General features: G+C 44.8%; 12 protein-coding genes. 8 read left to right on the top strand and 4 right to left on the bottom strand.

Annotated features, from left to right (window positions below; translation table 11 throughout):
- Positions 1 to 518: 518 nt before the first annotated feature.
- The 5 genes from rimM (at position 519) to RIM23_RS28030 (ending at position 7,573) form a co-directional block, all read left to right on the top strand.
- Positions 519 to 1,130, top strand: a complete 612-nt coding sequence (gene rimM / locus RIM23_RS28050; RefSeq protein WP_446371405.1) for a ribosome maturation factor RimM — start codon at positions 519 to 521, stop codon at positions 1,128 to 1,130.
- 178 nt (positions 1,131 to 1,308) lie between these two features.
- On the top strand, positions 1,309 to 2,037 hold the full coding sequence (locus RIM23_RS28045) for a Uma2 family endonuclease (protein WP_446371403.1): 729 nt from the start codon (positions 1,309 to 1,311) through the stop codon (positions 2,035 to 2,037).
- Between the two features lie 629 nt (positions 2,038 to 2,666).
- Positions 2,667 to 5,171: a two-partner secretion domain-containing protein gene (locus RIM23_RS28040; RefSeq protein ID WP_446371401.1), complete on the top strand. Its 2,505-nt coding sequence runs from the start codon at positions 2,667 to 2,669 to the stop codon at positions 5,169 to 5,171.
- Positions 5,172 to 5,301: 130 nt separating this feature from the next.
- Entirely contained in the window at positions 5,302 to 5,742 is a 441-nt protein-coding gene (locus RIM23_RS28035; RefSeq protein WP_446371399.1) for a Spy/CpxP family protein refolding chaperone, read from the top strand.
- 67 nt (positions 5,743 to 5,809) lie between these two features.
- Positions 5,810 to 7,573, top strand: a complete 1,764-nt coding sequence (locus tag RIM23_RS28030; RefSeq protein WP_446371397.1) for a ShlB/FhaC/HecB family hemolysin secretion/activation protein — start codon at positions 5,810 to 5,812, stop codon at positions 7,571 to 7,573.
- Between the two features lie 255 nt (positions 7,574 to 7,828).
- Here RIM23_RS28030 and RIM23_RS28025 read toward each other — a convergent pair whose 3' ends face one another.
- Positions 7,829 to 9,232, bottom strand: a complete 1,404-nt coding sequence (locus RIM23_RS28025; protein ID WP_446371395.1) for an L-lactate MFS transporter — start codon at positions 9,230 to 9,232, stop codon at positions 7,829 to 7,831.
- A gap of 313 nt (positions 9,233 to 9,545) precedes the next feature.
- Here RIM23_RS28025 and RIM23_RS28020 point away from each other — a divergent pair, with 313 nt between their 5' ends.
- Positions 9,546 to 11,531 (top strand): AMP-binding protein, encoded by a 1,986-nt coding sequence (locus RIM23_RS28020; protein ID WP_446371393.1) that lies wholly within the window; start codon positions 9,546 to 9,548, stop codon positions 11,529 to 11,531.
- Here the strand turns inward: RIM23_RS28020 and RIM23_RS28015 are convergent.
- The 3 genes from RIM23_RS28015 to RIM23_RS28005 all read right to left on the bottom strand — a co-directional run bounded on the left by RIM23_RS28015 (position 11,524) and on the right by RIM23_RS28005 (position 12,688).
- Positions 11,524 to 11,688 (bottom strand): hypothetical protein, encoded by a 165-nt coding sequence (locus RIM23_RS28015; RefSeq protein WP_446371391.1) that lies wholly within the window; start codon positions 11,686 to 11,688, stop codon positions 11,524 to 11,526. The genes RIM23_RS28020 and RIM23_RS28015 overlap by 8 nt on opposite strands.
- 69 nt (positions 11,689 to 11,757) lie before the next feature.
- Positions 11,758 to 11,961, bottom strand: a complete 204-nt coding sequence (locus RIM23_RS28010) for a dodecin family protein (RefSeq protein WP_446371389.1) — start codon at positions 11,959 to 11,961, stop codon at positions 11,758 to 11,760.
- Between the two features lie 76 nt (positions 11,962 to 12,037).
- On the bottom strand, positions 12,038 to 12,688 hold the full coding sequence (locus RIM23_RS28005; protein ID WP_446371387.1) for an AI-2E family transporter: 651 nt from the start codon (positions 12,686 to 12,688) through the stop codon (positions 12,038 to 12,040).
- Positions 12,689 to 12,915: 227 nt separating this feature from the next.
- Here RIM23_RS28005 and RIM23_RS28000 point away from each other — a divergent pair, with 227 nt between their 5' ends.
- Together RIM23_RS28000 and RIM23_RS27995 are read left to right on the top strand one after the other, a co-directional pair.
- Complete coding sequence (locus RIM23_RS28000; protein WP_446335075.1) at positions 12,916 to 13,218, top strand: RNA recognition motif domain-containing protein; 303 nt, start codon at positions 12,916 to 12,918, stop codon at positions 13,216 to 13,218.
- Positions 13,219 to 13,290: 72 nt separating this feature from the next.
- Complete coding sequence (locus RIM23_RS27995; RefSeq protein WP_446335076.1) at positions 13,291 to 13,458, top strand: hypothetical protein; 168 nt, start codon at positions 13,291 to 13,293, stop codon at positions 13,456 to 13,458.
- Positions 13,459 to 13,501 lie beyond the last annotated feature (43 nt).

Raw genomic sequence — 13,501 nt, 5'->3', positions numbered from 1 at the left:
CTAGAATATCACTTAATATCTAGAACCCCTTTTTTTGGGTAGCTCTCCAAGCTTTTACCTAAATTAATTAGGAAGTTTCCGTATGCCCTACGGTACTTATCAAGTATTTAGTTTTTTAAGTTTTTTACAAAAGTGCTATTCCGACTGAGAAATCGGCATTGTACGAATTTTGGCTCGTTTGACATCCTAGCAAGATCAATTACACCATTTAATATTTTTCAGAAGGTTTTTATTTGTACAGAGTTATCACCTACAAAATCTGTTTCTCATATTATTATACCTAAGATTAGAAAGAAAAGCAACTAAAGTTGCTAAACTAAACACATTGCTCGGTTTCATCCCTCGGATAAATCACGAGGGCTTTCACCATCGCTTATGACGTAAAAATTCGTAGGGGAGAAGCATTCGCGTCCAGATGTCTCGGTTTTCTACCAAAGTCCCGGCGCGAATGCTTCGCCCAGACCCAAATCAACCAGACGTTCCCCATTCCCTGTTCCCCGTTCCCTGTTCCCTGACAAATGACAAATGACAACTGGCTAGAAATTGGTAAAATTATTGCCCCTCAAGGGTTAAAAGGAGAATTGCGCGTCTATCCTAATTCTGATTTTCCCGAACGCTTCGAGAAACCGGGACAACGTTGGTTAAAGCAATCTAATGATAGCCAACCGCAACCCGTGGAATTATTAGGGGGACGTTACATTGCCAATAAAGGGATCTATATAGTAAAACTTACTGGGGTGGACAACCGGGAAAAAGCCGAAGCCTTGCGGAATTCAATCCTATTAGTTCCAGAAAGCGATCGCCCGGAGTTGGGGGAGAATGAATACCATGTCCTAGATGTGCTGGATTTAGAGGTTTTCAACCAGTTAACTGGGGAAGCTGTTGGTGTCGTGGTGGATGTAATTCCGGCGGGAAACATGCTTTTAGAGGTCAAACTCCACCAGCAACCTGAACCAACACCAGCTCAACCAGAATCGCCACTCCCGAATAGAATTAGTAAGCAACGTAAAGCTAGGAAAAAACCATCTAAGCCAGTAACGGTTTTGATTCCTTTTGTTGATGAAATTGTCCCAGTGGTAGACCTTCAAAATCGTCGGATTGAGATTACACCGCCTCAGGGTTTGCTATGATTTTTTTTTACTGAAGTATTTCTTTGAATAGAACCCCATCAATACTTTGGAGCAAACTTATCGATTCAATGGGAGAGCAAAACCCAACAATATCCCCTCTTTCTCCTGTATTTGTTGGGTTTATCTACGTCAACCCAACCTACAATAATGACAAAAAGGCGAAGTTAGCATCAAAACCATGAAAGCCACATCTGAATTCCCCACAACTTTACCCGATCACACCCAACTCCCAGAATCGGATGGCACGTTTGTGAAAAATTTCCAAGAACATCCTCAAAGTATTCTGTTAACCGAGTCCATCGAGCCGATTCTCCAACAACTGCACCCTGACGAGCGCTACTGTATCGGTCAAGACAGCGGTATCTACTGGCGCTTAACTGACCCACCTGAACGCGGAGCCGAAGCCCCTGACTGGTTTTATGTTCCCAACGTACCACCGACTCTTGAGGGTCAAATGCGGCGCTCCTACGTGCTGTGGCAGGAAATCGTTTCTCCCCTCATCGTATTAGAATTTGTCTCTGGTAACGGTCAGGACGAACGAGATCGCACTCCCTACGAAGGGAAATTCTGGGTTTACGAACAAGCCATTCACGTCCCTTTCTACGGCATTTACGAAGTAACCCGATCCAGCGTAGAAGTCTATCATCTGGTCGAGGGGCGCTACCATTTACTACCAGCCAACGATCGCGGACACTACCCGATTTCACCACTGGGAGTAGAACTTGGCATTTGGCAAGGACGCTACAAAAACGCCGAACTTCCCTGGTTGCGGTGGTGGGATAGCGAGGGAAATTTGCTGTTGACAGGGGAGGAACGAGCCGAACAAGAACGCCAACGAGCCAACCAAGCCGAGCAAGAAAATGCACGTCTGCGAGAACAACTCAGGGCTTTAGGCATAGAGCCGTAAACGCTGTAAGTAGGTGGACACAATAAAAGCTAACGGTTCGTTATTTGTCATTTGTCTTTTGTACCTATCCATATCGCCATGTCCAATAACTTATAAAAAGATGTGAGTTTTCAATGGGGAGAAGATGATTCGATTTTGAGGGAGATTATTGGCTTGTCTGTGTCAATCTGTGTCCCTCACGATTCACTGTGCTGTCTGTGTCATCCCATCTGTGTACTCTGTGTTTTTGTCAATGCTTGGTAATAAATTTTATCGCAACTTTAACAAAATACATGCGTCCACGAGGAGGTTGGGCGTGAGACGAATACAACAAATTCAGCCAAATTTTACGAAAAATTCAGGGGTTTAGCTGTGTCAGGATTATTTTTGCCCACAAAATACCCACAATAGATAATATACCCGAAAATCGCACAACTCTCTCACAATCGCTGCAACCCCTGAAAATTCGTAGAGTATTCCAAAAAAGGGGTAAAAAATGTGCGATTATGAAGTTTTGTTGAGACGTGCGACTGATTGGAAGATTTAAACCTTTTGGGACAAAAAAGTAGTTTTAATTATCCAAACTTGACAAGTTTAGGCTAAAGCAATTGACTAGGATTAAGAGCATTCAATATATTGAGGGATGCAGGATGTCAAGCCTCAAACCCATCAGATTTTCCATCGCGATCGCTACAGCTTTACTGTCTCTGAGCCTTGATAGTAAACCGATTCAAGCTCAATCCATAACACCTGCTGATGGGACAAATACCATCGTTACTCCCGATGGCAACCGTATCGATATTAGCGGCGGTTCGCTGTCCGGAGATAGGAGCAATCTCTTCCACCAGTTTGATCAATTTGGCTTGAGTCAGGGGCAAATAGCCAACTTCCTCTCCAACCCAGAAATTCGCAACATTTTGGCGGGAGTTGTCGGTGGGGAAGCGTCCCTGATTAATGGGTTGATTCAGGTTACAGGGGGGAATTCTAACCTCTTTTTAATGAATCCGGCTGGAATTGTTTTTGGCACTCAGGCGAGTTTAAATGTTCCGGCTGCTTTTACCGCTACGACAGCCAGCAGTATTGGGTTTGAGGGCGGTCAGTTTAACGCCGTTGGTAACAATAGTTATCAAGCGCTCATGGGTGATCCCACTAACTTTTCCTTTGCCATGGAACAGCCGGGAAGCATTATTAATGCAGGTGATTTGGCTGTGGGTGAGGGGCAAAAGCTGACGGTTGTTGCTGGAGCCGTAATCAATACAGGGACGTTTTCTGCACCAGGGGGAACGATTACTGTTGCTTCTGTACCCGGAACCAGTCAGGTGGTGATTAACCAAGAAAATATGGCGCTGGGTTTAAAGCTGGATGTGGCGGATTTGAATGATAACGGGACGGGCAACATTTCACCTGCAAGTCTAGGACAGTTGGTGACGGGTGGGGATGTGGTTCCGGCAACAGAAATTAAAGTTCAAGAGGGTCAAGTCTGGTTAACCGCTTCAAATCAGCCAATTCCGACAGAAACGGGAACGACGATTGTTTCTGGAAAAATTGATGCGGCTAGTAGTGAAACCGGGGGAACGGTTCATATTTTAGGGCAGCGTGTAGGTTTGGTTGATGCAGAAATTGATGCTTCTGGTAGTAATGGCGGTGGGACGGTTTTAGTCGGTGGTGACTATCAGGGTCAAGGTGAGGTTTTCAACGCCCAACGGACTTTTGTTAATCAGAATTCTACGATTCGAGCGGATGCGTTGACCAATGGCTATGGCGGAATTGTCGTGCTTTGGGCGGATGATACCACTCAGTTTTTTGGTGATATCAGCAGCCGTGGTGGTGCAGTGGCTGGAAATGGGGGTGTTGTTGAGGTATCAGGGAAGGAGAACTTGCAGTTTGCTGGAACAGTTGATACCAGTGCGATTAATGGAGAAGGTGGAACGTTACTGCTTGACCCCACGGATATCACGATTACGGCTGGGGGGACTCCTGGTGGGTTTAGCGGTCAAGTGATGTTTGCTGATGTAGAACCGACGATAATTAGCGAAAATCAGCTAGAAAGTTTGTCAGGCAATACTAATGTCCTGTTGCAGGCAGATAATACAATTACCATTGAGCCGATGCAAAATGGTGAGCTGTCGTTTCAGCCAGGTAGTGGGTCAATTACCTTTGAAGCAGGTGGCGCTTTTACAATGGCTGAGAGTGATACCCTCAATGCGAATGGCAGAGACTTAACAATTTCTGCTGCTAATATCACGGCTGGCACTATTAATCCTTTATTTGGTGTTGGCGAAGGTTCAGTTAATTTAACTGCCACTAATGGGGGAATTTCGGCGAGAAATATCAATACTGGTGCAGGTTCCCAGAGGAATGGCGGTGAAATTAACCTCAGCGCTACCAATGGTGACATTACTATTGCCAACTCTGTTAATTCAGCCACGCTTAGTAACGGTACAGCAGGCGATGTTACCATCAATGTTACTGGCGGCAGCTTCAGCTCCAGTTTGATCCTCTCTTACGCTGTTGGATTTGGGGGTGATGTTACTATCAATGCTACTAACGGTATTATAGTCAGAGACACCCTAAGTGTTGAGGGCGGTTCTGGTCGTGACCCTAGTAAAGGGGGAACTATTACCCTCAACGGTGTTGTCCTCAATGATTCCAGGGTCATAGATATTGATGTATCGGGTATTCCTGGAACCGATACCGGAAATCCCGGAACTAATACAGGCACTACCGGAAATTCCGGAACTAATACAGGTACTACCGGAAGTCCTGGAACTAATACTGGCACAACAATCATAGGAGACAACGGCGTAATCGTCAATATCGGTTCTACTGGTTCGCGGGCTAGCTTGAGAAATTCGTCAAGAACTAATGCTACTGCTTATCAGGTTGGGCGTCAGGGTGTAGCGAGTTGGCTGCGCCAAGGAAATAGCTTTATAAATGCTCATTATCAAAGGCAGCGAGAAAGGCGAGCCAAAAGACACAGGAATTTGTCTGATTGGTACAGCGAAAAGGCAGAATATTACGCTGGATGGAGTCAATACTACGCGGAAATAGGTGACGCTGAATCTGCTGCTTATTACGGGCAACAGGCAAGTGATTTAAGCCAATATGCTGCTGACGAAGAGCGTGCGGCAAGGCGCATAGAAAAAGGTTTTTAGTTACATCGTGAGAGTGGCTCTAAATCAGATTTAAAAGAGCAACTCTTGCTGGACAAACTTTTCGGCACTATCCGTTATCACAACTCAGTTAGACTGGCTAGATTTCAATTTCTTTTAGGAGGTAACTTCGATGATACTGCCTCGTAGTTTAGTTTGGGCAATGTTAGGATTTTCTCTCTGTAGCATCAATGTTGTTCTTAGCTCAACCCCTCTGTCTGCTCAGACCTTGGCACAAACCATACCAGGAGAGGAACCACCGCGACTACCCCCTGAACCGATTCCTATTATGCAGGAATTCAATCTTAGTCGAGAGCAGTTTGAGCAATTAGCAGCAATTCGCAACCGATACAGAGATCAAATTATCCAAACTGATGAAGAACTCTATCAAGCGGAACAAGAATTAGAAGAGTTAATGGGAAGTCCAACGGCTACAGAAAGCGAAGTTCGTGAAAAGTTTCGCCAGCTTGAACTTCTTCGACAAAAGCTTGCTGAATTAACGTTTGAAAGTCGTCTAGAAATGCGATCTGTCCTCCGACCCGATCAGCGTCGCGCTTTTTTAGAACGATTTTAAGTTTTGATTTTTACCAAACGGAAAAACCAGGTGCAATATCTGTCTAACTAAAGACAGGGTGTAAGAGATGATACAAACTAAATTATTACTCATTGGGGGAATTACCCTGATTTCAACACTCGAACAGAGTTACGCTTTGGCTAATCTTCCCCCAACTTTACCAGAACACATCGAACATTTTCCCGCCTTTGAATTCGCCCAACAACCCAACCCCAACGAAGACCGTTTTCTCCAACCCACTCCCGAACCTATTCCTTCTGAACCCACGGAAACCGAACCCGTTTTACCCACCCCTGAAGAACCCGTTCAACCGCCTCCTTCTGAACCAACCGAAACGACAATTAATGTTAGTACTATCGAAGTTGTGGGGAGTACCGTTTTTGGTGCAGAGGAGTTTAATCCGATTATTCAACCCTTAGAAGGACGCACTGTTACCATCCAAGAACTCCAGAATGCCACGGATGCGATCGCGCAACTTTATCGTGATGCTGGATACTTTACCTCAACGGCGATTTTACCGCAACAGAATGTAACCGATGGCGTTGTCAGGATTCAGGTCATTGAAGGGCGTTTAGCAGAAATTCAGATAGAAGGAACCGAAGGACTTAAGCCAAGCTACATCCGTAAACGGATTCAATCAGCCACCAGTACTCCCCTGCGTATTGATACACTCGAAGAGCAATTGCGACTGCTGAGAACCAATCCCCTCTTTGACACCCTAAACGCCACCTTAGAAGCGGGTGCGGAAGTTGGTGAGAGTATTCTCGTGGTGCAAGTTGAAGAGGCAAACCCGTTCTATGGAAACGTCAGTATTGATAACTATTCCCCCCCTAGTATTGGTTCAGAACGTTTAGGAGTTCAACTCGGTTATCAGAATCTGATTGGAATTGGCGATACGCTTTCTGGTTCCTATTACCGTTCCACAACAGGCGGTTCTGATTTATTTGACTTCAGCTATCGGGTTCCCCTAAATGCGAAAGACGGAACGCTACAACTGCGTACCGTTATTGACAGAAATGAAATTACCGAAGAACCCTTTGATGAACTGAATATCGAAGGGGAAACCGAACTTTATGAAATCAGCTTCCGTCAACCCTTAATTCGTACCCTACGAGAAGAATTTGCTTTGTCTTTCGGGTTTAGTTACCGAGATGGTCAAACCTTTATTTTTGATCGTTTACCCACTCCCTTTGGGATTGGACCCGATGAAGATGGCGTGAGTCGTACCAGTGTCTTCCGCTTTGGACAAGACTACTTAAAACGGGATATCCAAGGCGCATGGAGTCTGCGATCGCAATTTAACATTGGTACCGATTTCTTTGACGCCACAACCAATGATGCACCCATTCCAGATAGTCGCTTTTTTAGCTGGTTGGGTCAAGTGCAACGGGTACAAATATTGGGCGAGAATCATCTATTAATTATTGCTGCTAACTTACAACTTACCCCCGATTCTCTCCTTGCTTCTGAACAATTTGTGATCGGTGGCGGACAAACGCTGCGCGGGTACAGGCAAAATGTGCGTTCTGGGGATAATGGGTTTCGCGTTTCGATTGAAGATCGGATTACACTGGAGAGGAATCCAAGCGGATTACCGACGTTTCAACTTGCACCTTTTGTTGATGTAGGGGCGGTGTGGAATCATCCTGATAATCCCAATGCTCAACCTGATCAGACGTTTTTAGCTAGTTTAGGATTAGGTGTACTTTGGGAACCTATCCCTAACTTAAATATCCGCCTCGACTATGGGATTCCTTTTGTGGATTTGGATGATCGGAGAGAAAACGCTCAAGATGAGGGATTTCATTTTAGTGTAGGCTATCAGTTTTAATCGTTATCCCAAAGTTAGCCTAAAGTCAGCCGAGAACTCAAGTTCTGGCTAAAAGCTTAAACCCGTTAAAACGGGTTCATATCATCTACCTTTCACGGTTTCAGGCTTTTTTAAGTCGGGGTAATTTGAGGTACATTATATCATACTAAATCTGGGTTTTATACCTCCGTTATCATTCAGTCCGCGCAGGCGGACTTGGTTTGTGTAGTAGCGATTTCAATCGCCATGGCTGTCATGGGGTTCCTTTAGTTCTAATTAAAAAGATCGCGGTTTGGGAGTGGACAAAACCAACAGAAATTCCACCAACGATAGTAGTACAGGACTAATGGGACTAATTACCCATTGAAACAAGATATCCGCGATCGCAGTTTTCCGAGGACGATCGAGTAAGAATGTCGCCACAATAATTGCCGCGATCGCAGCGAGGCTAGTCACCCAGAAGAAGGGGGCAAAACTGCCAAAAATAGCTCTTAATCCCCCGGCGGTAAAAATACCTGCCAATCCCCCAATACCAAACGCCGTAAACATTAACCCATAGTTACTGGGGTAATTATCCAGATTGAAAAAACTTAACGTTGCGGCTGGGGCGACGGCTAACCAAGCCCCTAAACAAAACCAAAATAGAGAAAATGCAACTAAAAAATTGACGGGCTCACCCTGACTCGTATTCAGCATGATAATTGAGGCAATCAAAATCAGCACATTAATTAAGATAATCGTTAACTTCGGCTTCAACCGATCATTTAACCAACCGAATAAAGGACGCCCAATACCATTAAATACGGCAAATAAGGGAACAGCTAAAGTGAGATCTTCCGGTTCGAGTCCGGCGATTTCCAGCCCAATTTGAGCCGTGGTAGCAATGGCTGTGAGTCCAACGAATGTACCGATAATATAGCAACTCCAAAGCCCATAAAACGTCTGGGTTTGCACCATCGGTAAATTGAGAACGCGATCGCGTTCTCCATCACCCCCTGTTCCGGTTTCAGGTGGCGTCCAACCCGCAGGTTTCCAACGCGGTGGTGGCATTTTCAGAGTTGTAGATATTGCCAAAATAATTGCCGTAAACGCAATCCCTAAGATAATAAACGTGGTACGAATCCCCAAGGCGGGAATCCCAAGCTGGGGGTTTCCCCGAATCAGATTAAAAGCTAAGGGGGCGGTTAGCAACGGCGAAAGACCAAAACCCACCACCGTCATCCCCACAGCAAACCCTTTGCGATCGGGAAACCAGCGGGCGGCGACAACAAGGGGGACTCCATAAGTCATCCCCACGCCAATCCCAGTAATTAAACCATAGCTAATCACCAACAGGGGTAAATTAGTAACTTGACTGGACAAAAGATAACCAATTCCCACAATAATTCCGCCGATACCCGTGAGAATTCGGGGACTACAGCGATTCATGTACAATCCAGTAATTGGCATAACGATTGTAAACGTTACGCCTAATACTAGAAAAGGAAGCAGAATGGCTCCGGGTTTGGTGTTCAACTCCTCCTCAAAAGGACCGCTGAAGATACTCCAAGAATAGACTGTTCCTAAACAAAGTAATACGATTAACCCCAGAGGAATGAACAGCCACCTACCTAATTCCGGTTGCAGTCCATAAGGTTTAGCCTCGTCCGGGAATTCAAAGAAATTAATTCTGTCCATCATAAAAATTCAACGGCACGTCTGTCATCAAATGAATGATTTAGTCGTTTTTTATCAGGCTATCCGGCAATAAATAAATTAAGTTTAGCCGCAGGTGATGATGTTTAAACAAATAGAACAATTGAAAAATCCAATCATTACGATAAGAAAATCCATGGTTATACTTAAATTTTGACCCTAACTTCTGTACAGACGGCAAAATCGTCCCCTTCAGTTAAACCTTCTCAGCCCAATCTCTGTCATGATAGTTTAATCATCTTCAAGTTCCGCGAAGAACCGCGATTACCTTTGATAACTGGCAAAGGAGATTTGACTCATGAGAAATTACTCGTTTACGGATACAGAAGGTTACCAGATGACGGGACTCGTTGATTATGCCAACTTATATTCACTTCCCGAACTGTGGCAGAAAACCGCAATCCTTTTTAAAGACATTGTGGCACTTATCGATCCTCATGCCAAGCCCAGCTTCACTTTAACTTATCAGCAGTTATATCAAAAAATTCAGCAATTTGCCATAGGAATTCAACGGTTAGGAATCCTCCCAGATGGGGCAGAAAATCTCCCCTGTCGTGTGGCTTTATTTGCCGATAATAGTCCACGTTGGCTAATTGCCGATCAAGGAATTATGCTTGCTGGTGCGGCAAATGCGGTGCGTTCAGCTACCGCCGATCGCGAAGAATTGTTGTATATCCTCAAACACAGTGGTAGCATCGGTTTGGTAGTCGAAAATCTGAAAACCTATCATCAGCTTTGCCCAGAATTATATCAATTTTCTCTGCAATGGGTTGTGTTGTTATCTGATGAAACTATCGATACCACATTGCCTTTTAAACAACTGAACTTTGGTCAACTCATGACCCTCGCCTCAAAGCATCAGTTAAAATCCATCCCCGCCAATCACCAAACCCTAGCCACCTTAATTTACACATCAGGAACAACGGGTCAACCTAAAGGAGTGATGCTGACTCATGGTAATTTAATTCATCAACTGGTTGCTGCATCAGCGATTATTCAGCCCTCAGTCGGCGATCGCACGTTGAGCATTCTGCCAACCTGGCACAGTTTTGGACGTATTGGCGAATACTTTACCCTCAGCCAAGGTTGCACGCAAATTTATACCAATCGCCGCTATCTTAAGCAAGACTTACAAGCATTTACACCCCAATATATGGTCGGAGTCCCTCGTTTATGGGAATCTATTTATGAAGGTATCCAAAAGTCCTTCCGGGATAAACCTCCCCGGATGCAAAAATTAATTACTAATTTTTTGGCTATCAGTCAACAGTATATTAAAGCAGTTCGCCTCTGTAAAGGATTGGATTTACAAAATTTAAATCCTTCACGTTCCGAATTATTTAAGGCGTGGGTTAAAACAATACTACTATCCCCCCTGCACTTTTTAGGCGAGATGATTGTTTACAAAAAAATCCAGCAAGCAACGGGCGGGAAGGTGAAACAATTAATCTGCGGTGGCGGTTCTTTGGCGCAACATTTAGAAGACTTCTTTGAAATTGTGGGAATTGAAATATTAGTGGGTTACGGATTGACCGAAACCTCCCCTGTACTCACGGCGCGGCGTCAGCATAAAAATCTGCGGGGGACTTCCGGATTACCTTTAACTAACACCGAAATCAAAATCGTTGAATTGGAGAATCGAAAGACTTTACCCCCAGGAAAACCCGGTTTAGTCATGGCGAAAGGACTCCAAGTCATGCAGGGATATTACTTAAATCCCCAAGCCACGAAAAACGCGATCGATAAGGATGGGTGGTTTGATACGGGTGACATTGGTTGGTTAACGCCAGATAATCAGCTTGTGTTAACTGGACGAGCAAAAGATACAATTGTTTTGACTAATGGGGAAAATAAAGAACCTCAACCCATCGAAGATGCTTGTCTACGGAGTCCTTATATTGACCAAATTATGCTAGTGGGTCAAGATCAGAAATCCTTGGGTGCTTTGATTGTCCCCAACTTAGAGGCGTTGGAACAGGAGTTAGTCAATACGGGTTTAGGCGACTTACAGACAACGGTTCCCAAAAATGAGTCCCCAACCAATCAAGCGGTTGAGGGAACAATTGATTTGAATAGTCCAATCGTGCGAAATTTATTTCGCCAAGAGTTAAATCGACAAGTACGCGATCGCCCAGGTTATCGTTCAGATGATCAGATTACCCACTTTGAGCTAATTGAAGAACCATTTACCATAGAAAATGGTCTATTAACCCAAACGCTCAAAGTTCGCCGTAATGTTGTGGCAGATCGTTATCGCGATCGGATTCATCAGATGTTTACTTGATTAACTGATCTTCTTTCTTTGTGGGATCAATAGGTGTCGGTTGGGGTGGTGGTTGAACCGGGGGTGGAGGAGGTGGCGGTTCTACCGGAATGGCATCGGGTTTAGAGGGTTCAGGGGGTTTGGCTGGTGGAACGGGTGTTTGTGTAGATTCGATCATCAAAAAAAGTCTTGAGCATCTTGCAGAACGTATCTTTTCAGATATCCTAATAGTTCAGAGGATTGATGATTAACGCTGAACCTTGAAAGCAATATGCATCGTCACCTTGTAGCTGACGATCTTATCGTTTTCGACATCAGCCGTCCAATTAATAATTTCTATTCCGCTAATACCCTTGAGAGAAGTGGCTGTTTCGGCTAAACCTTGTTGGATGGCATCATCAAAACTTTTTGACGAGGAAGAAACAACTTCAATAACTTTGGCAACAGACATAAATTGTCTCCTATAGCTGTCTTCACTCAGAATACCGAGTTGGATTGGGCATTGAGCCTATCTGTGGGTAGAGATTTCAATTTTCTTTCAACTCTGGGTCATCAGTATCACCAAACAGGAGTGCGATCGCGCGAGTTGATTCAAACTCTTGGCTCAATACAATCACAGACATGGTCATGGGGATACCGAGTAGTGCGCCAGGAATACCCCACACCCAACCCCAGAATACAATCGACAATAACGCCACAAAGGGTGAAAGCTTGAGGGTACGTCCCTGGAGGCGCGGATCAACGAAGTTGCCTAAAAACACTTGAATGACAGCCAAACCCACCAACGTGGCTACTCCCCGCCCAATTCCCAGAAAAATTAGCGCCAATAGAGTTGGCGGGATCACCGCGACAATCGAACCTAAAGTGGGGATGTAGTTGAGAACAAACGCAACCAATCCCCAAACCAAGGCAAAGTCTACCCCTAGCATCCAACACCATAAGCCAGTCAACAAGCCCGTCAGGACACAGGTTAAAGACTGAATTAGAATATAGCCTCGCAGCTTATCGCTCATTTTAGCCACAGCATTGATCACCTTCGCACTGGTTGCCTTAAGAGCCGCGATCGCTAGGATAGTGGCAATGATCGCCAGTAAAATTTGAATCGTTTTTCCCGATACGCGCATAGGCACTGCTTGAGTGATCTTACTATTGTTGGCAACGATGCCTTCCCCTGTCATCTACCTCAAGACTTGAGTTGAAAATGCTGATGCTGTAAGTATCTCAGTCGAATGTATCAGGGATAGCTCCCGAACAGCGCAGGAATTGGTTAGAATATATATTGAGACTCAAAGCGGTGACTACGTTTGTTTTCAGTATTCATAGGTTTTTCCCCTAAAGTATTGACAGGCTGTTCTCCGAAATCTTGGCTCTCGACACACTTTCTGATTGGGGAGAACATCAATCGATGTCAATTTATGTAGGCAATCTCGACTACTCCGTTACCTCGGAAGACCTTTCCGAAGTCTTTGCCGAGTACGGTACTGTCAAGCGGGTTCATTTGCCGACTGACCGCGAAACCGGCCGCCTGCGGGGGTTTGGCTTTGTGGAAATGGGGACAGAAGACGAAGAAGCCTCAGCAATTTCTGAGCTAAATGGCGCTGAATGGATGGGTCGTGAACTCAAGGTCAATCAAGCGCGACCTCGTGAAGATGGTGAAAAAAGAGGCTCTTTTGGTGGTGGTGGCGGTCGTAGAAACAACCGCTTCTAAACTTTGAGTTGACTTTGGCGCTTATGTGTGAATCTACAGAAGCGTTTTGTTGTATTGATGGAGACATCCGAAATGGCTAAACGCCGCAATTTGAAAAAAGAGAAAGCTTCTCGCAACCAAGCTTATGCTCGACAGTTTCGCAAGAAGTCATCATCTTCTTCTTTCTCAAGAAACAAGCGTTATTTTGGGAATCGCGATAATAAAAGCGAAAATGAAGGTGAAGAACAAGAAACTGAGTAGTAATCACTCATAAGTTTTTTCTTGGGTGAAGTTAACCCGATAA

This window comes from Coleofasciculus sp. G3-WIS-01 (assembly GCF_040223135.1).
Taxonomy (GTDB): Bacteria; Cyanobacteriota; Cyanobacteriia; order Cyanobacteriales; family Coleofasciculaceae; genus Coleofasciculus.
This window is presented reverse-complemented; position numbering and strand designations above follow the sequence as displayed.